The 18,328-nt window shown below is 63.5% G+C and carries 15 protein-coding genes; 7 read left to right on the plus strand and 8 right to left on the minus strand.

Annotated features, from left to right (window positions below; all coding sequences use genetic code 11):
• Window positions 1-61: 61 nt before the first annotated feature.
• The 5 genes from C8J40_RS12125 (at window position 62) to C8J40_RS12145 (ending at window position 5,158) form a co-directional block, all read left to right on the plus strand.
• Window positions 62-910: an oxidoreductase gene (locus tag C8J40_RS12125; RefSeq protein ID WP_132897210.1), complete on the plus strand. Its 849-nt coding sequence runs from the start codon at window positions 62-64 to the stop codon at window positions 908-910.
• 51 nt (window positions 911-961) lie between these two features.
• A complete protein-coding gene (locus C8J40_RS12130; RefSeq protein ID WP_132897211.1) occupies window positions 962-1,705 on the plus strand; it encodes an SDR family oxidoreductase in 744 nt (247 codons plus the stop codon).
• Window positions 1,702-2,208 carry an SRPBCC family protein gene (locus C8J40_RS12135; protein WP_165911443.1) on the plus strand — a complete coding sequence of 169 codons (507 nt, stop codon included), beginning with the start codon at window positions 1,702-1,704 and terminating at the stop codon, window positions 2,206-2,208. The genes C8J40_RS12130 and C8J40_RS12135 overlap by 4 nt, the downstream gene beginning before the upstream one ends.
• Before the next feature lie 224 nt (window positions 2,209-2,432).
• On the plus strand, window positions 2,433-3,047 hold the full coding sequence (locus C8J40_RS12140) for an NAD(P)H-dependent oxidoreductase (RefSeq protein ID WP_132897213.1): 615 nt from the start codon (window positions 2,433-2,435) through the stop codon (window positions 3,045-3,047).
• 257 nt (window positions 3,048-3,304) lie between these two features.
• Window positions 3,305-5,158, plus strand: a complete 1,854-nt coding sequence (locus tag C8J40_RS12145) for an aspartyl protease family protein (RefSeq protein ID WP_132897214.1) — start codon at window positions 3,305-3,307, stop codon at window positions 5,156-5,158.
• Window positions 5,159-5,585: 427 nt separating this feature from the next.
• Here the strand turns inward: C8J40_RS12145 and C8J40_RS12150 are convergent, their stop codons facing one another.
• The 8 genes from C8J40_RS12150 to C8J40_RS12185 form a co-directional block, all read right to left on the minus strand.
• Window positions 5,586-6,413, minus strand: a complete 828-nt coding sequence (locus tag C8J40_RS12150; RefSeq protein ID WP_132897215.1) for an aldo/keto reductase — start codon at window positions 6,411-6,413, stop codon at window positions 5,586-5,588.
• A gap of 145 nt (window positions 6,414-6,558) precedes the next feature.
• Window positions 6,559-7,509, minus strand: coding sequence for an amidohydrolase family protein (locus C8J40_RS12155; protein ID WP_132897288.1), 951 nt, complete (start codon window positions 7,507-7,509; stop codon window positions 6,559-6,561).
• 56 nt (window positions 7,510-7,565) lie between these two features.
• A complete protein-coding gene (locus C8J40_RS12160) occupies window positions 7,566-9,038 on the minus strand; it encodes a benzaldehyde dehydrogenase (RefSeq protein ID WP_132897216.1) in 1,473 nt (490 codons plus the stop codon).
• Window positions 9,039-9,209: 171 nt separating this feature from the next.
• A complete protein-coding gene (locus C8J40_RS12165) occupies window positions 9,210-10,478 on the minus strand; it encodes a TolC family protein (RefSeq protein ID WP_132897217.1) in 1,269 nt (422 codons plus the stop codon).
• Complete coding sequence (locus tag C8J40_RS12170) at window positions 10,471-12,906, minus strand: FtsX-like permease family protein (protein ID WP_132897218.1); 2,436 nt, start codon at window positions 12,904-12,906, stop codon at window positions 10,471-10,473. Before C8J40_RS12170 ends, C8J40_RS12165 begins: the two co-directional genes overlap by 8 nt.
• A 10-nt stretch (window positions 12,907-12,916) precedes the next feature.
• Window positions 12,917-13,597: an ABC transporter ATP-binding protein gene (locus tag C8J40_RS12175; protein WP_132897219.1), complete on the minus strand. Its 681-nt coding sequence runs from the start codon at window positions 13,595-13,597 to the stop codon at window positions 12,917-12,919.
• A gap of 12 nt (window positions 13,598-13,609) precedes the next feature.
• Window positions 13,610-14,899 carry an HlyD family efflux transporter periplasmic adaptor subunit gene (locus C8J40_RS12180; RefSeq protein ID WP_243693356.1) on the minus strand — a complete coding sequence of 430 codons (1,290 nt, stop codon included), beginning with the start codon at window positions 14,897-14,899 and terminating at the stop codon, window positions 13,610-13,612.
• Between the two features lie 89 nt (window positions 14,900-14,988).
• Window positions 14,989-15,321 (minus strand): UrcA family protein, encoded by a 333-nt coding sequence (locus C8J40_RS12185; RefSeq protein WP_132897220.1) that lies wholly within the window; start codon window positions 15,319-15,321, stop codon window positions 14,989-14,991.
• A gap of 228 nt (window positions 15,322-15,549) precedes the next feature.
• Between C8J40_RS12185 and C8J40_RS12190 the strand changes: the two genes are divergently transcribed.
• The gene (locus C8J40_RS12190) at window positions 15,550-16,950 is read left to right on the plus strand and encodes a sigma-54 dependent transcriptional regulator (RefSeq protein ID WP_132897221.1); all 1,401 of its coding nucleotides are present in this window, start codon (window positions 15,550-15,552) and stop codon (window positions 16,948-16,950) included.
• Window positions 16,940-18,280 carry an ATP-binding protein gene (locus C8J40_RS12195; protein WP_132897222.1) on the plus strand — a complete coding sequence of 447 codons (1,341 nt, stop codon included), beginning with the start codon at window positions 16,940-16,942 and terminating at the stop codon, window positions 18,278-18,280. Before C8J40_RS12190 ends, C8J40_RS12195 begins: the two co-directional genes overlap by 11 nt.
• The last annotated feature ends 48 nt before the right edge of the window (window positions 18,281-18,328 follow it).

Below are 18,328 nucleotides of genomic sequence, written 5' to 3' on the forward strand. Positions count from 1 at the left end.
TCCGATCTGCCGTCCGGTACTCCCCCCACTTTTTTTATCACAAGCAAACAAAGGAATCGCAATGACACAGGCAACCACCAAGAACTGGCTGATCACTGGCGTTTCATCCGGCCTAGGCCGAACTCTGGCCGAGGCGGCGCTGGCGCAAGGCGACAACGTCGTGGGCACCGTCCGCAAGACCATCGACGTCCGCGCGTTCGAAGCGCTTGCTCCCGGACGTGCCATGGCCATCGTGCTCGACGTCACTCACGCCGATACTGTGGATGCAGGCGTCGAGAAGGCGGTATCCATGGTGGGCCGCATCGACGTGCTGGTGAACAATGCCGGGTTCGGCCTTCTGGGTGCGGTCGAGGAGACCAGCGATGCCGAAGCCCGCAACGTGTTCGACGCCAATCTGTTCGGCCAGCTGAACGTACTGCGTGCCGTCCTGCCAGTCATGCGTGCTCAGGGGTCGGGGCACATCGTCGCCGCCTCCGCCGTCGGCGGCTTCACAGGCTTCGCCGGTCTCGGCGTCTACTCCGCCGCCAAGGCGGCCGTCGATATCATGAACGAAGCGCTGGCTCAGGAGGTTGCCCCGTTCGGCATCAAAGTGACCATCCTCACGCTCGGCATCTTCCGCACCAACTTCGCATCGTCCTCACTGAAGCAGACCGCGTCACTGATGGATGCGTACGAGAATACGGCTGTCGGCAAGTTCCGCGGCTTCATGGGGCAGCTCGCCGGCAAACAGCCCAACGATCCGGTGCGTGGTGCCGAAGCGATCCTCAAGCTCGTGGCGTCCGACACGCCGCCGTTGCATCTCGCGTTGGGCCAGGACGCCGTGGGTGTGATGGAGCGCAAGATCGCCGGTCTCCAAGCCGACCTCGCCGCCTGGCGCGACGTGAGCACCTCGGTCGTTTTCCCGCAGTAACCATGCCCGGCGACCGACCGGATCGGTCGCCCCTTTTTTCGGAGAGACGCAATGACTTCCATGAAGAACAAGGTTGCGCTGATCACCGGCGCTTCGCGCGGTATCGGTCGCGCGATCGGCGAAGCCCTGGGCCGCGAAGGCGCGACCGTGGCGATAAACTACCGCAGCCGCCCGGAGGAGGCTGCCGAAGCCGTACGCGCGGTCGAACAGGCCGGCGGTACCGCACGCGCGTTTCAAGGCGATGTGGCCGAACTGGCGGACATCGAGCGGTTGTTCGACGAGGTTACGTCAGCGTTCGGGGGGATGGACGTCGTCATCGCCAATGCCGGCTTGCCGTTCATCGGCGTACCCGTCGCAGATGTCAGCGAAGCCGATTTCGACCGTATCTTCGGGCTGAACGCGAAGGGCTCGTTCTTCGTGATGCAGCAAGCGGCACGGCGCATCCGCGACCACGGTCGGATCATAGACATTTCCACATCGACGACCATGTTCGCCGGCGCCGGCATGGGGCTCCACTCGGCGTCCAAGGCCGGGTCGAAACTGATCGTCGAAGTGTTGGCGCTCGAACTGGGGCATCGCGGCGTCACTGTGAATTCGGTGATGCCGGGCGCGACCAACACCGAGTTCTTGAAGGATGCCCCGCAGAGCGAACGCCAGCGCATCGCAGCCGGCTCTCCACTGGGCCGGATAGGCGAAGCCGATGAGGTCGCCGACGTGGTCGCGTTCCTGGCGTCCGACCAGGCGCGTTGGGTCACGGGGCAGCATATCCTTGCAAACGGCGGTGCTCGGGTGTGACGCAGTCCCATGGGGAAGTCCGCTTCGCAGCGGAGATCGCAGCGGATGCGAACCGCATCTGGTCGAAGATTCGGGACTTTGGACGCGTCGCGGACTGGAATCCCATCGCCAGCAGCAGTCACCTAGTCGTCGGTTCCGACATAAAGCCGGGAATAGAGCGCGAATTGCTTACCACCGATGGTTCGTCGGTTCTGGAACGGCTGACCGGACTGGACGATCGGGCCCGCCGCCTGGACTATGAAATGCTTAGCTTTCCGATACCCGTGACGGAACAGCGCAACGAAATTAGGGTGGATCCGGCAGAGGCGGGGTGGTCGCTCGTTACATTCGTATCCCGGTACGTTCCCGCTGAGGGAGTGGCCGGCGAGGATATCGCTGACATCAACCGGAATGCGTTCGTCGCAGCGGCTGCTGGCCTCGGCCGGTTGCTGGAGGCAGAGGTTCGTCTTTCAGCCGGTTCGAAGGAACGAAATCCATCCCTGCCGATATCCAGCAGATCCTGATCTGCGGAGCTGCTTCCCGATCACCGTAAACGTCGGCGTGAGTGCCATCGCAGTGGTGGTTCAGACCCGACGGTCCGTTTCGGCGAGATAACCGAAATGCGCTCGATACCAAGACATCAAGTCACAATGGTAACTTCGACCAAGCCTGCGTTGGCCAGTGGAGGCGACGGTTCTCACAACGCCCCATCGGACCAAGTCCGACCTCTTTTAAACGAAAGACGAATATGAAAATCCTCCACATCGATTCCAGCATTCTGGGCGACCATTCCGTCAGCCGAATGCTGTCAGGCGAGACGGTCGCACGACTCCAAGCGGAGGGTGATGACGTGACGGTTACGTACCGCGATTTGTCAGCTGACCCGATCATGCATCTGTCTGGGGCCTATCTCAGCGCTCAGCACGTCGAGGACGCCCAGCACGACGAAGCGATGCGCGACGATCTTGCTACCGGAGCTGCGGTACTCGAGGAATTCCTCGCCGCCGACACGATCGTGATCGGCGTTGCTTTCTACAATTTCACGGTGCCGTCGCAGCTGAAGTCATGGATCGACCGTATTTTGATTGCCCACCGAACATTCCGTTACACGACTGAGGGGAAGGTCGAAGGTCTTGCTGGCGGCAAGCGCGTTGTCCTGACGGTTGCGCGCGGTGGTTTCTACGGCGTTGAAAGCCCGTCGGCCAGCAACGAGCACGGGGAGTCCTACATGCGCGCCGCACTCGGCTTCATTGGTATTCACGATCCGGAAGTCATCATCGCCGAGGGCGTGGCGACCGGTGCTGCTGCCCGCGCTGCCGCGATCCAAGACGCCAAGGAAAAGATCAGCATGTTGAGGGCGTGAGTCCTAGGCAAAGATTATACTCGGAAGCGACTGCCGATCACGAAGATCGCCGGACCGATGAGATGGGTGGAAATCCCTGTGTGGGAAGACGGCTACACAGGCATCTATTTGCAGCGGTGCGAATCCCGGCTCGAATTCGCCGCACCTCGTACTGGTCGGACATGGCCAATGACGCAGGTTAGACCGGCATATCCGAAGCCACCCTGTTCGGACCCCGCGATGGCGCGCGCCATAACACATCAATCTGAGGACTGCTCATGTCACGCTACTCCGTTTTTGCTCGCCTAGCGGCCGTAGCGCCGTTGCTCGTGGGGGCGGTATCGCAAGCGCACGACACGATCAGTGAGACGCTCATGGCCAATCGATCAGCGACGACGCCGCAGGGCTGCATCTGGAAAGGCACGCTGGAGCAGGACCTCGTCTCGGTCGGCCCTGATGCACCGACGAGCATCCGTTCCGTGGTCGATCAGAGGACGGGTCGGCATGCCGTCTGGCAATCGACCGAACCGATGCGAAGCGGTGAAGGATTCGATGGCCAAGTTGCCTGGCAACAAGATGTTTCCGGCACCGTGCGCCTTCAAGGCGGGGGGGAAATGCCCGCGCTGGCGGTTAGCCAAGCGTATCGCGACGCAAACAGGTGGTGGCCCGACGATAGGTACGGTGCAACGATCTCTGATGCCGGATCAGCCGTCGACGCAGGCCAGCGCTACGCACGCCTGACCGTTACCCCGTTGCACGGACAAACCTTCACGGCTTGGTTCGACGTCGGCACGCATCTGCTAGCGCGGATCACCGAGAAGATCGGAGCTGCCACGACGACGACCGTATTCCGCGATTATCGCACGGTAGGGGGCTGCCGGTACGCAGGTACGATCGTGACAGACGGCGGCGATGGCGAACAGTATAGGCAGACCTTCTCCGTGATCCGGACGAGGTCGACCCGAACTCTGCCGAGAGGTTACTTCTCGCCCCCGGTGGCCAACCCGAAGGATTTCGACTTCGGTCCGTCCGGGAGCACCAGCGTGCCTTTCCGGCTTGAAGGCAACCACGTTCTGTTCGACGCGAGCATTAACGGCAAAGGTCCGTTCACAATGATCCTCAACACCGGCGGACAGACTCTCCTGACGGTACCCACCGCAAAGACGCTGGCACTTGAGGCCACTGGCAAAATGGCCATCGGCGGCGTGGGGGATGGAGTTGAACGCACGGGATACGCGCATGGTCTCGACATAAAGATCGGCGGCTTCACGCTTCACGGCCAGACCGCCATGGTCGCAGACCTTCCGAATGCGCCTCCCCCTGCCCGCGCCATGCAAGGCATGTTGGGTTACGAATTGCTGCGTCGCGTGATCGTCAAAATCGATTACCAGACGAACACCCTGACGCTATCGGTTTCGAAAACGTTCGACCGCAAGCGCGCGGGCACGGCCGTTCCGTTCAAATATTCGGACCACATGCCCGAGGTTGCGGGATCATTCGAAGGTATAAGGGGTCGGTTCCGGGTCGACACCGGATCGGGATCGGAACTCGTCATCAGTTCCCCGGCCGTGACACAATACGGACTACGGGAGCGTCATCCCGTCGGTGTGCGAAGAACTTCCGGAGGAGGTATCGGCGGTACCACTACCGGCTATATGACGCGATCCGATGATCTCAAACTCGGCACGATCGAGTTCGATCATTTCGTGACCAACCTTTCGTCTCAGAAGGCGGGCGCCTTTGCGGACCCGAGCTACATCGGCAACGTCGGAGGCGGCCTCCTGAAGCGATATGTCGTGACCTTCGATTATCCAAGACAGACGATCTACTTCAGGCAACGCTCGAACGTTATCGACGATACCGGAACCTATGACCGTTCGGGCATCTCGTTCCAACCCATCTTGGGCGGACTTCTGATCGGCGAAGTCGTCCCAGGCGGGCCTGCCGAGTTAGCAGGTCTGCAAGCTGGGGACGTGCTGTCTGCCGTGGACGGGACGAAGAAGGCAGCTACCGACATGTTGGAATTGCGGTATAGGTTGCGGAACGCGCCGGTTGGGACCGCTGTCACGTTCGATGTGATACGCTCCGGCGTCAAACTCTCAAAGACGGTCATTCTGAAGGATCTGATCTGATCGAGGGCCTGCTGCATCAAGCCTGCTTCCATGGCATCACACGGTCATTGGTGCGCTTTGCCCGGCTGTGAAGGGTTGCAGGATTGCTGCAGCAAGCTGACCTCCGCGGCAGCGTCGCGACCGGATCGCCGCCACCCCGCTGCGCACGGCCGGTCAACACCGCGTGCGTGCTCACGGACGTTGAGCAGTCTTGGCGCTCTGTAGTCTAGTCAGCAATCCGGTCTCTCCGATACTCGGCGAGATTGAGCGTCTTTGCCGGACGTCTCGCGAGAAGTGTTTTAAGGCGATGCGGGCGTGCATCGCGCTATCTGCTCGATCGTTCCCTTCGGAGGAATGCGACGAGTACGTTGCAACCTCGTCCGAACCTGGACGTAGTTTGTTCAGAATCCGGAAGCGCTAGGTCTACGTCCAGCGGGAATGACATGGGCTAGTCCCAGTCAGGCGCTAGGCCGTGAGGCGAGATGATCCTGCCGCCCGGAGTCGCCAACTCGCCGATCGTCAGCATCTCGCTGTCCGACAGGGCAAAGTCGAAGATGGCGAAGTTCTCATCCACCCGCGTCAACTTGACGGTCTTCGACAGGGTGATGACGTCCTTCTGCTGGACCAACCAGCGCAGCGCCACCTGCGCAGCAGATTTGCGGTGCCTTGCCCCGATCTCGCGAAGGACGGGATCGGTCGCCGACCGTCCGTCCGCCATTGCGTAGTAGGCGGTGAGCGACATGCCCAGCCCGCGCGCAGCGGCGAGAAGGCGATCCTGGGACAGGAAGGGGTGGTATTCGACCTGATTCGTTACCAGCGGCGCTGCGCTGAGCGTCGCGGCTTCGTGCATCTGCGCAATCGAGTAGTTCGAGATGCCTATGTGGCGGGTCATCCCCTTGTCGAACACGCTGTTCAGTTCGGATATCTGTACCTCGCGAGACACGTCGCTTCCGTTCGGCCAGTGCAGCAGGAGCAGGTCGACATGGTCCGTCTGCAACTTTCGCAGGCTCTCCTCGACGGAGCGGGCGAACGAACGAAGCGAAAAGTTGGCCACCCACACTTTGGTGGTCAGGAAGATCTCGTTCCGCGGAACTCCCGAGGACCGAATGGCTGCACCGACTGCGCCCTCGTTGTCATAGATCTGCGCCGTATCGACGTGGCGGAAACCGGTTCTCAGCGCGGCGGGGAGAACGGCTGCAACGGTGGGCTCGCTCATGCGAAAGGTGCCGAAGCCGAGGGAAGGAATCTGAGCGCCGTTTGCACTGACGATGGTCATGGTGTGTCTTTCCTAAGGGGAATCATCGAGGTTGCCGCAAAGATCCCCCGTCCGAGCCTGTCGGTCGTCAGCTTCGCTGTCCGCCGCGTCGGGCTCTGCTTCCGGGGCGGGCGCTCGCCCCGGAGAGACCATTGCCAGGCGCCGCTTACGCCGTCAGCTGACCGAGTCTTGGCAGGAGCTCCAACGCCTTTCCGCGATCGACCATCGAACGCTCAGCGGTCGTGAACCCGCCGAAGGCGTCCAACTTCTCCGTAAACCGCGATGCGACGTGCGCCGGCGCGTAGGGGAAGTCACTACCGAAGAGAATGCGGTCTCCCGCAAATGCCTTCAGCGTCGGAAACACCGCCTCGCCCGACGATAGTGCCGTGTCGAAGTAGAAGGATTGCAGCCCCTTCAGCAGCGCCGCTGGATCGTCGAGTTCGGGGCGAAAGACCTGCGCCAACTCGGCGAAGCGATGAGAGGCGTAGGGCAGGAAACCACCGGCATGGGCCAGGATGATGGAAACGTTGGGATATCGGTCGACCACGCCATTGAGCACCAGTTGCACCGCAGCCCGAGTGGTATCGAAGGGATAGTCGACCAGCGGCCCGGCTACGCCGTGGATCGTCTGCAACGGTGGCTGGCCAGGATGGATGAAGACCAGGGTCCCGCGCCGGTCGAGTTCGGCCCACAGGGGTTCGAACGCTGGATCGCCGAGATACTGGCCGCCCACGTTAGCGAGCAGGATCACGCCATCTGCGTGAAGGGTATCGAGCGCATAGTCGAGTTCGAGCAACGCCCCCTCGACATCGGGCAGGGGTAGCGTCGCGAAGTTGCCGAACCGGGCGGGGCGTGCCGACACGACATCGGCCGTGTATTCGTTGACGCGGCGCGCCATCTCGCGCCGCTCGGTCGTCGGCCATTGCACGACGCCTGGGGCCGTGAGCGACAGGATTCCCGTCGCGATCTGCTGCGAGTCCATGAACGCGATGGCCTTTTCCGGCGACCAGTCCGGCGCGACGGTGCCGGATGGATCGCCGCCATGCGCGGGTAGAGCCTCGGCCCAGAAGGGAGGAACGATATGCTGGTGGACATCAATACGCGATGCATATGTCATCATTGGATTCCTTGGGTTTGGGCCGGATAGCGCTTCAACGCTACCCGGCCTTGTGATCAGAACGGGTAGGCAGGGACGGCCGTTCGCGTCGTGACCCACTGCCATTCGGTAAACTGGTCGGCGTTGGTCAGCGTCGAGTGAGCAAAGCCGTTGCCGGACGAACCGACGCCGCCGATCGGTCCGTAGACTTCGTGAAGCACCGTCTGATCGTTGATGTGCACGACGCCGGAATGCAGGGCGTCCGCAATGCGCTGAGCACGAGCCAGATCGGGCGATACGACGGCTGCGACGAGGCCGTATTCCGAGACGTTGGCGAGCGCGATCGCCTGTTCGTCCGAGGAGAAGGTGGTGATCGGCGCGACCGGGCCGAAGATCTCCTCGTCGAACGCCGCCATACCGGGCGTGACGCCAGTGATGACGGTAGGCTCGAAGAACAGCCCGTTCCGAGCGCCGCCTGCGACCAGCTTGCCGCCCTTGGCCAGCGTCTCGCGCACGATGCGATCGACGTTCGTCGCCTGTCGCTCGTTGACAATCGGACCGATCTGGACGGCGGGATCAACCGGGTCGCCGACGACCAGAGCCCTGGCGTGGCGGACAAGCGCTTCCGCGTAGCGATCGGCTACGCTCTCGTGGACGATGTGCCGCCCAGCCGTGAGACATATCTGTCCCTGATGGAAGAAGGCGCCCCAGGCTCCCGCGCTGGCGGCTGCTTCGATGTCGGCATCCTCCAGCACGATGAAGGGATTGTTGCCTCCAAGCTCGAGCGATACGCGCTTGAGCATGCCGCCGGCGACCGAACCGATCTGGCGCCCGACCTTCGTCGATCCGGTGAAGCTGATCATGTTGATCAGCGGTTCGGCAACGATCGCCGCACCGGTCTCCGCAGCGCCCGGCAGCACATGGAAGACGCCCTTGGGAAGGCCAGCCAGCTCGAGGAGATGCGCGAAGATGAAGCCGCCTACGAACGGAGTCTGAATGTCCGGTTTGAGGATCACGGTGTTGCCGACCGCGAGCGCCGGGCCGATCGCACGGGCTGCGAGGATGAAGGGCGAGTTCCAGGGCGTGATGATTCCGACCACGCCAACCGGGATGCGGCGTGCGACGCTCGTGCGGCCGGGTTCCGCGGTGGCGTTGAGAACGCCGTAGGGCTGACTGCCGAGCGAGGCCGCTTCGAGGATCTCGCGTGCGACGACCCCGACTTCCCACTGTGCCTTAAGCCGGATCGAGCCGGTTTCACGAACCAACTGCTCTTCGATCCAGTCGCCATGCACGAGAATGAGGCGCGACAACTCGCGAAGCACGTTGCCGCGCGCCGGTCCGGTCCATGCGCTCCAGGCCTGCTGCGCATCGTGCGCCGCGCTTGCAGCGATCCTGACATCCTCGGCCGACCCGACACCGCTGCTACCAAGCACCGCGCCGGTGGCCTTTTCGATGACTGGCTCGGTTCCGCCCTTGCTCGTCGTCCAACCGGAACTGAAGATCTTTCCGGCCCAAGCGTCTAGCGACGGGGCGTCCGTTGGGTTGGTCATGGTAACTCCTGTAGGTTCGGCTCGGTCGAGCCTCGAGGCAACGGCACGCGGTACGAATGCCGGTTCGATGGTTTGATAGGTAGGCTAGTGCTGGTCGGGCGATTAGCCGGTAGGATCAGGACTGTTCGTCCAAGGGTTCGGACGATGGTTGAAGCGGCATCTTCGTCTTGGTCATTCGTCCCGAGGACTTGGCGCCATGGCGAACGCCCTGCCGTCCAACCGGCCGGTGGCGCGAAGCAGCAAGGCTTGCGCGATGAGCAGGTCGCTTCGGTTGCGCGCGAGCGCGAGCTCCGCGCCGCGCAGACTCTCGTCCGCCACCAGAATGTCGAGGGTGGATCGGAGCGCGAAGGCATATTCCGCTCGGACCCCTTTCAGCGCGGTCTCGGCGGCGGCCACACTTTCGGCGTTCGCCGCTGCTTGCGCCTGTCGGCTGATGGACAGCGCCCATGCGGCGTCGGTCGCGCGCGTCGCTTCCCGACCCGCGGCTTCGGCATCGAACTGCGCGGCTCGGAAATCAGCGCGAGACTGACGGACTTGGGCACCGACCAGTCCACCGGTTAGGATCGGCACATGTATTGTCAGCCCGCCGGTCGCTGCGCGGTTGTAGCTGCCGCCGCTTCCAAGCCGGGCCGCATATCCGTAGTTCCCGCCCAACGAGACGCTCGGCGCGCCATTGGACCGTGCCACGTCGATACGGGCTGCGGCACCCCGTGCGGCGATCCGGGCCTGCTGGTAGAGCGGATTGCCGATCAGCGTACGGGCGTGCGCCTGATCGAGCGTCGTGGGCAGGCCTTCCAACGTCTCGACCGGATCGGCGAGCACGCCTGGGGCGTGCCCGACGGTCGCTAGGTAGGTTGCGCTGTCGATCGCAAGATTTGCCATCGCGTCGGCGCGCGTCGCTCGGGCGGAGGCGACCTGCGCCTCGAGCCGGGCAACGTCCGTGCGCGTCGAACTGCCGAGCGCGAAGCGCGCGTCTGCCTCTGCGACCTGGTTATCCAGCAGAGCGATGTCGGCCTCGACGATCTTGACCGCCTGCTGGTCGTACAGCAGGTCGGCGAACACGGTGACCACGCTTTCCAGCACGGCCGCCCGAGTGTCCCGCAGCGCTTGTTCGCCAGCTGAGACGTCGCCCTGCGCCGCGAGCACGGCGTTGCGGACGCGACCGCCGGTCCAGATTGGCAGGTCAGCGGATACCGCGGCCCCGCCCCCCTTGCCGTAATCGAACCGGTCATAGCCGGCCGAGACATCGGCTCCCAAAGCGAGCCGTCCGCCGGCTCGGGCCTGATCGACGGTCTGAGCGAGCCCGGCCTGCCGCGCCGCTGCAGCCGCCAACGTCGGATTGCTGGCGTAGGCAGCGCGGACCGCATCACCGAGGGTCTCCGCCGAGGCGGGCGTCGCGATCAGACAAGCTCCACCGAGCAGCAAGAGCGCCTTAATCATGGCGCAGCGCCCAGGCTGGTGCCGCCCGCGAGGCGCGTAGCGACTGCGTCAGCACAGTGAACACCGCGATCGTCACCGCCAACATGCTCGCCGCGCCGAAGTAGAGCGGCGACAGCGCGATCCGATCGTCGAATCCCGCCAGCCAGGTCCGCATCGCGAAGAACGCCAGCGGCCAAGCGAACAGGTTGGCGATCAGCACGGGGCGGAGGAACTGGCCGACCAGCAGCCGCACGATATCGGTCGAGGAGGCGCCCAGGGTTTTCCGGATGCCGATCTCCTTGACCCGTCGTGCGGTGTTGAACGACGCCAGTCCCCACAGTCCGATGCAGCCGATCGCCACTGCCAGCACGGCACCGATCGTGAATAGCCGGGCGGCGCGGTCGTCCCTTGCATAGAACCGATCAAGCGACTGTACCGCTGTCCTGGCTCTGAACGGCACCTGCGGGGCCGTCTCACGCCAGATGCGCCGTACGACGTCGGTCGTTACCTGCGGATCGCCCGTAAAGCGCAACATCGCGAAACCCATGACCGGGTCGCGAAGCTGGAATTCGTACAGCGTCGGCGGAACGGCGCTGCGAGCGGACCCGAAGCGCATGTCCTTGACTACGCCTATCACGGTCTTCGGGTTGTCGCCGCCAAAGGTCTTGCCGATCGCCGCTTGGGGGGATGCGTATCGCAGCGCGGCTACCGCGCTGCGATTAAGCACGACATTGACTGGCGTCGAGCCAGGCGGCATTTCGCCTGTTGCCGAGGTCGCCTTGGCATCGCCTGGGCGCGCTGCGTCGAACACGCGCCCTGCAACGAGCTTCGCTTCCAGCAACCTGAAATATCCGGGCGTCGTTTGAAACGATTGCAGTTGAGGCCCGGGACCGGAATTGCCCGGGACCTTGAAGTTGGCTGCCGTAACCAACAGTCCGCCTCCCGGAACCGAGTTGCCGACGGCAACCCCGGACACGCCCGGTGCGGAAGCGAAGCGATGGAGCAACGTCGCGCGCTGCGCCGTATCCAGGCTACTGCTGGCCAGCGACGGGACGATGAGGATGTCCTGTCGATCGTATCCCGGATCGGCGCTGCGGACGTGGCGAGTCTGTGCGACCAGGACCAGCGTACCGACGACGAACGCGATCGCGATGGTAAACTGCAGTACCACGAGCGCCTCGCGGATCCGTGTCCCCGTGCGGCCGCCTCCTGGCGACCGTGCCGAAGCGAGCACCGCAGCTGCAGGAAAGCGGGAAAGCACCAACGCTGGATAGATGCCGGCGACGTTGCCTACGACGAGAACAAGGACGACCATGGGAAGAAGCACACCGTTCCAACCGAGATATTCGATGTGCAGCGTCAAGCCGGCGGCGGCGTTGATCAGCGGCACGCTGCATTCCGCCAAAATTAGCCCGATGAACGCCGCGATCGCGGTCGTCGCGATGGCCTCACCGACATAATGGCGTGCGAGGGTCGCGCTGTCGGCGCCCAAGACTTTGCGCATCGCGACCTCCCGCGCTCGCAGCCCCGCCCGCGCCGTCGCCAGGTTTACGTAGTTCACGATCGCGATGAGCAGCGTGAGCAGGCCGACGATGCCTAGCGTGGTGACGGTCAGTTCCGACCCTGGGGCCTCGAAATGCATCCCGGTCAATCGCTGTAGCTTAAAGTCTATCGCAGACAGGTCACCTCCCGGCGTCTCGCTCCGTGCATGCCGCGCGACAACTCCGGTGAGGTCGCCGCTAAAACGACGCATCGCGTCGGCATCGGGGAGCCGAACGAAGGTGCGCAGAGAACCGTAGTTCCAGTTGTGGTCGGCAGCGTAGGCCGGATTTGCGGAATCGTTCGTCACCGTCAGCGGTACGATCAAGTCGAAGTCGAGCTCGGTATTTCTGGGCAGGTCGGCGATCACGGCAGAGACGCGGTAGAGATGCTCTTCGCCCCCGAACGCGAGCGTCATGGTCTTCCCGAGGGCGGAGGCGGCGCCGAAGTATTTGATCGCCGTGCGCTGCGTGACGACGATGTCGGATGGACTGGCAAGCGCGGTGCGAAGATCCCCTTTAACCGCCGGCAGGTCCATGACCGAAAAGAACTTCGGATCGACGCGAGCGAGGTTCTCATTGATCCCGATGCCGTCCTGAATCACGGTGGCGGTGGGCGTGTCCAATCGCGTGCCCACGATGGCGGGCAGATCACGGCTGATCGCGGACCAGAGCGCAACCGGCGTACTAAGGCCGGCGCCATAGTTGGGATCGTCCTCCAACACGGTTTCGATCACGTAGATCTGGTCATGATGCGGTAGCCAATTCTCGTAACTGGTCTCGAACCGGACATAGAGGCCGAGCACTACGAAGACGGCGATGCCGATCGCCAGCCCACCGATGTTGAGGCTAGCGAACATCTTGTGACGGGTGAGCGACCGGTAGAAACCAAGCCAGACTATATGATTCATGATCCTGTCCTCAAAGCGCGCGAAGCACGGACGAGATGATACGGCCATCGAGCATGTCGATGCGGCGGCGGGCGATGTCGGCATGTGCGGGCGAATGCGTGACCATGATGATCGTCGCTCCTTCCGCATTCAGGCTGGTCAGGATGTCCATCACCTGCTCGCCGTTCTGAGTGTCCAGGTTGCCGGTCGGTTCGTCGGCCAGGATCAGCTTTGGATCGCCGACGATGGCGCGCGCGATCGCAGCACGCTGCTGTTGACCGCCGGACAACTGGTGCGGGAAATGCCGGGCCCGGTGCGAGATGCCGACGCGGTCCATCGCCGCGCCGGTCCGAGCCTTGCGGTCGCTCGCTGGGACATTGCGGTAGGCCAGACCCAGCTCGATGTTCTCTTGGATCGTCAGTTCGTCGATCAGGTTGAAGCTCTGGAACACGAAGCCCAACGTCTCGCCGCGCAACCGTGCCAGCGCAGCTTCGCCAAGCGTCGCGAGATCGCGGTCACCGAACATGTACTGCCCGGCAGTGGGCCGATCGACAGTGCCCAGAATGTTGAGCAGGGTCGACTTGCCGCAGCCCGAGGGGCCCATGATCGCGAGAAATTCACCGGCAGCAACGTCGAGATTGATGTCGGCCAGCGCCGTTGTCTCGACTTCGTCGGACGCATAACGGCGTTGAATGGATGCGAGCTTGATCATCGATACTTCCTGCTAGCGGATGTTGAGGATGTCGCCCTTGATGGACGCGGTGCTGGAGGTGACGATGCGATCGCCGACCGAAAGTCCGGAAAGGATCTCGATCTGTTCTGGACTGCGGCGGCCCACGGTGACAGCACGGCGCCGCGCATGAAGCCCGTCGGCGTCCACGACGAAGGCGAAGGCACCGCCGCCGCTCTCGAGCCACCCGCCAATCGGCGCCACCATCGCCTTCCGCGTCGCCCCCAAAGTCACGCGCACGTCAATCGCCTGGCCGCGATTAAGCCCGGCGGGTGGTGGGCCCCGGAAGGTGAGCTCGATCCGGAAATGTCCGTTGGTGACTGCGGGCAGCACCTTGCTCACGACGAGTTGGGCCTCGTTGCCGCCCACCGTCTGGCCGACGCGCACCCTGCCAAGGTAGTATTCGTCTACATCGGCCACGAGTTTCCAGGATCCCTCGCTGTCGACCTGACCCGCCGGGTCACCGGCCTTCAGCATCTGACCGGGCTGGATCGTGAAGTTGGTGAGACGCCCGCCGACCGGCGTGCGGATCACCAATGCATCAAGGCTCGCCTGCACCGCCGCCAGATTGCCTGACAGCCGCGCACGGGTATCGGCCAGACGCTGTGTCTGCGTACCGGAGATCCGGCGCTCCGACGTCTCGCCCGACTGCAGCTGGCCGAGCCGCTTCCGGTGATATCGCGCTTGTTCGATGTAGCTCTCGACGCCCGCATCCGAGACGAACCCCTGGTCATGGAGTCGCTGCTGCACTGACAGGTCGCGCTTGGCCTTGATGTAGTCGTACTCTGCCGAGGCCGTTTGCGTCGCACGGTCAAGCCGGCCCCGCTCGAGCTGCAGGTCGTCACCCGACACCGTGCCGAGCTGGCTCGCGATGGTCGCTTCTCGAGTGAGCACGTCGAGCTTCAGTGTCGGGTTCGCGAGTGTCGCGATCGGCTGACGCGCGACGACCATGCTGCCATCCTGCGCCAGCACCGTCTCGACCTGCCCCCCCGAAAGGGCGCCGACGAGCGTCGTGACGGCAGGCGCGACGTTGGCGCGCACCGGTAAATAGTCCGCGAACGGAGCACGCGAGACCCCGCCGATGTCGACATCGCCAACTGCGATGTCGGTCGAGCCGGTCGATGGCGTGAGACGCCAGGCCAGCAAGGCCAACGCAATCAGGGCGGCTGCCACTGCGAAGCGCCGCCATCGCGAAGGGGGAGGACGTTCGACACGCCGATCCATGTGCGCGCCGGTGACGGCCGCCGCCAGCATCAGGGGAATTTGCGCTTCCGCTATCAACATCAGATCACCATTTCCATGTCGGTCGCCTCGACGGCCAAGAGTGTCCGCTCGCGGACCGCTCCGCGTGCGGGAAGTGCCTCGAACGACGCTCAGCGCGATCCGACTTGCGCTGCGGTGAACTCTACGCCCTGAGCAGCAATGTCACGACGGGCCTGTGCCGCGGCCTGGCTCGTGCAGCTCTGATCCCGGACTCGGCTCCCGGTACCGGGCGCGCAGACCTTCTCTACGGCGGCGCCAATACGCCGATCGAGTGCCCGCCGCCCCTTCCGGGTCGCTAGATCATCCTGCGTGACGCGTACCGCGCTTTGCTGGAGGCCCTGAGTCTCCGCGCTGACAGCGTCGGCAGAGCCGACAAGCGCAAGAAGTCCGACCATGACGGGCAAAACGGCCGCCAGTTTCGACAGTGTTGCAGAGATAGACATGGGACGATTCCTTCACCACACGTTCGGCACCACGCCGGATACGTTCCACGTTGCAGACACCGTGCCAGTTCGAAAAAAGCGGCGGCACGGAGCAGTTTGACGACACTGCCGGGTCTGGACTTTCGTGCTGTGTCCGCTAGCGGACAGGTGGTGTCCGGCGGCGGACACCGTGACGCACCTTTCAAGAACATATCCAGACAGAGTCGCTAGATCGCCAGGAGCCGACCCATGCCGCGTGCGCAGACCCCCGAAGACTTCTCTTTCGACCTTTGTCTGGTCGTCGACGACGACGCCGATATCCTGCTCGCCGCCAGGCTCGTGATGCGCCAAATGTTTGCCGAAGTGGTGATCACTACGTCCCCCGTCGAGGCGCTCGAGATCATTCGCACGCGAAGCCCCGACGTCATCCTGCTCGACGCAAACTTCGCGCGGGGGGCGACCGACGGCGCGGAGGGTTTCGCTTGGCTCGGGCGGATGCTGTCGCTCGACCCGCGGGCAGCGATCGTGCTGATCACCGCACACGGAGGCGTGCAGATCGCGGTGGAGGCGATGAAGCGCGGCGCGACCGACTTCGTATCCAAGCCGTGGACCAACGAACGGCTGCTCGCAACAGTGCGAAGCGCCGCCGCGTTACGCCGATCGCGGTTGGAGACGGGCGTGGAACGGGTCAATACCCGCGCCGCCGCGCTGGCTCCGCCAGGTGCAGAGCTGCTTGGAGATTCGCCTGCGATGGCTAGGGTCCAATCCTTGATAGACAAGGCAGCGCCGACTGACGCCAACGTTCTCATCTTGGGCGAGAACGGCACCGGCAAGGAACTGGTGGCGCGCGCTTTGCACCGTCAATCGCGGCGCGCCGACGCCATCATGCTGTCAGTCGATCTCGGCGCAATCGCAGAGAGCCTGTTCGATTCCGAACTGTTCGGCCATGCGAAGGGAGCATTCACGGACGCCCGCACCGACCGCATTGGTCGGATGCAAGCGGCCGAGGGCGGAACCGTATTCTTGGACGAGGTCGGCAACCTGCCGCTCCATCTGCAACCCAAGCTGCTCACTGCGCTGGAGCAGCGCAAGGTGACACCGGTCGGCGCGAACAAGGCAGTGCCGATAGACGTCCGGATCATTTCGGCGACAAATCTTCCAACGCGGGCATTGGCCGACGAACGCAGGTTCCGTCAGGATCTGCTGTTCCGGCTGAACACCGTAGAGATTGAGCTACCGTCCCTACGTGACCGACGCGAAGACATTCCTCTGCTGATGACGCATTTCCTGACGATCTATGCGGGTAAGTACGGTAAGCCTGTACCCTTGGTGCCCGAGACCGTGATGGCTACGCTGAAGACCCATGACTGGCCGGGGAACATCCGTGCGCTGCGCCACGCTGCCGAACGGGCGGTGATCCTGTCTGAAGGCCAGACACTTACCTTTAGCGACTTTCCGCTGCCGCGCGCCTTGGCTGCGCCAGCGCCAGCCATCACGCCGGAGGGACGCGACCTCAATCTCGATCGTGCCGAAAAGGACCTCATCGAAGCTGCGTTGAAGAAGCACGGCTACAACATCTCCTACGCGGCCACCGACCTGGGTCTGACACGCGGAACGTTGTATCGGCGGATGGAGAAATATGCGCTCTAAACGCCGTTTCGTCGTCGAGTCCGGTGTCTGCCTGGCCGCCGTCGTCGCCACCTTCGTACTGCTCGCTTGGCTGCTGCAGCTACCAGAACTCTATGCGACCAAAGCGTTCGTCTCGATGTCCGCTGCAACGCTAGTCTGGATGCTCTGGCGTCAGGTTCAACGCACCAACCTTGCGGTCGCCAGCTTCGTCGCTGCACTCGATCGGGGCGATCTGGCGCAGGAGTTTCAGCGATCGGGCCAAGGCACCGGGTTCGATGCCCTTGGCGCTGCATTCGACTCAGCTCTTCGCCACCGGCGAGAGCAACGGGCCATTGATGCGGCCGACTACCGCTTTGCCACGGCTCTGGTCGACGAGGCGCCGACGCCGCTGCTGGCGATCGACCCGTGCGGCGTGGTGCAGCTGTCGAACAAGCAGGCCCGGAGGATGTTCGGGGGAGCGGAGGGACGCCGCATCGCAGAGTTCGGTCGTTACGGCGAAGGCTTCGCGACAGCGCTGGCGGGGCTTGCGCCCGGCGAGCGACGGATGTGCCGGATCACGGTTGGTGAACGGAGCGAACGCGCCACGGTATCCTGCACGGGGTTCGACCGAAACGGCGCAGCCTGGCGGCTGGTATCGGTACAGGTGATCCAAAGCGAACTCGATGCCGCCGAGATCGCGACGCAATCCGACCTGGTGCGCGTCCTGACGCACGAGATCATGAATTCGGTGACCCCGGTAACGTCTTTGGCCGCCAGTGCCGCACATCTGATGGCAGCGATCGACGACGGTAGCGATGCGACCGTCACGGACGCGCGGATGGCGGTTGAGGCGCTGTCACGCCGAGCCGCCGGCATCATGCACTTTGTAGAGTCCTATCGTCAGTTCAGTACGGTGCCCTCGATCACCGTCGAGCGCTTCGCGGCACGACCTTGGCTCGATGAACTGGCACGGTTGCATGCGGCTACCCCGCGAGGGGCTGCGACGACATTGACCACAGACGTGCGGCCCGATCTGCTGGAAATCTCGGCCGACCGGGACCTCATCTCGCAAGTGCTTCTAAATCTGCTTAAGAACGGTGCTGAAGCGGCGATGGCGGCGCAGGCGACACCGCTGATCGCGGTTGCGATAGAAGGCGCTGCAGCGGGACGAACTCGAATCGTCGTCGACGACAATGGTCCGGGGATCCCCGAAAAGGTCGCACGGGACATTTTCTTGCCCTTCTTCACGACCAAGGCCGATGGCAACGGCGTCGGCCTCAGCTTCGCGCGCCAGATAGTGCTGCTTCACGACGGCGCCATAGAGGTAGGACGCAACGAAGCAGGCGGTGCCCGCTTCGAGATGATCATTTGATCGCCTCCAGATCCTCGCAGCGAACGCAGCGCAGCTGCCCCATCCACT

Origin of the sequence: Sphingomonas sp. PP-CC-3A-396 (assembly GCF_004343105.1) — a bacterium.
Lineage (GTDB): Bacteria > Pseudomonadota > Alphaproteobacteria > Sphingomonadales > Sphingomonadaceae > Sphingomonas.

Bases quoted from the DNA above. Each gene is read 5' to 3' on its own strand.
- C8J40_RS12125 (WP_132897210.1), top strand. From the start codon at position 62: ATGACACAGGCAACCACCAAGAACTGGCTGATCACTGGCGTTTCATCC.
- C8J40_RS12145 (WP_132897214.1), top strand. From the start codon at position 3,305: ATGTCACGCTACTCCGTTTTTGCTCGCCTAGCGGCCGTAGCGCCGTTG.
- C8J40_RS12150 (WP_132897215.1), bottom strand. From the start codon at position 6,413: ATGACCATCGTCAGTGCAAACGGCGCTCAGATTCCTTCCCTCGGCTTC.
- C8J40_RS12185 (WP_132897220.1), bottom strand. From the start codon at position 15,321: ATGTCTATCTCTGCAACACTGTCGAAACTGGCGGCCGTTTTGCCCGTC.
- C8J40_RS12170 (WP_132897218.1), bottom strand. From the start codon at position 12,906: ATGAATCATATAGTCTGGCTTGGTTTCTACCGGTCGCTCACCCGTCAC.
- C8J40_RS12140 (WP_132897213.1), top strand. From the start codon at position 2,433: ATGAAAATCCTCCACATCGATTCCAGCATTCTGGGCGACCATTCCGTC.
- C8J40_RS12160 (WP_132897216.1), bottom strand. From the start codon at position 9,038: ATGACCAACCCAACGGACGCCCCGTCGCTAGACGCTTGGGCCGGAAAG.
- C8J40_RS12165 (WP_132897217.1), bottom strand. From the start codon at position 10,478: ATGATTAAGGCGCTCTTGCTGCTCGGTGGAGCTTGTCTGATCGCGACG.
- C8J40_RS12190 (WP_132897221.1), top strand. From the start codon at position 15,550: ATGCCGCGTGCGCAGACCCCCGAAGACTTCTCTTTCGACCTTTGTCTG.
- C8J40_RS12175 (WP_132897219.1), bottom strand. From the start codon at position 13,597: ATGATCAAGCTCGCATCCATTCAACGCCGTTATGCGTCCGACGAAGTC.
- C8J40_RS12195 (WP_132897222.1), top strand. From the start codon at position 16,940: ATGCGCTCTAAACGCCGTTTCGTCGTCGAGTCCGGTGTCTGCCTGGCC.
- C8J40_RS12155 (WP_132897288.1), bottom strand. From the start codon at position 7,509: ATGACATATGCATCGCGTATTGATGTCCACCAGCATATCGTTCCTCCC.
- C8J40_RS12180 (WP_243693356.1), bottom strand. From the start codon at position 14,899: ATGTTGATAGCGGAAGCGCAAATTCCCCTGATGCTGGCGGCGGCCGTC.
- C8J40_RS12130 (WP_132897211.1), top strand. From the start codon at position 962: ATGACTTCCATGAAGAACAAGGTTGCGCTGATCACCGGCGCTTCGCGC.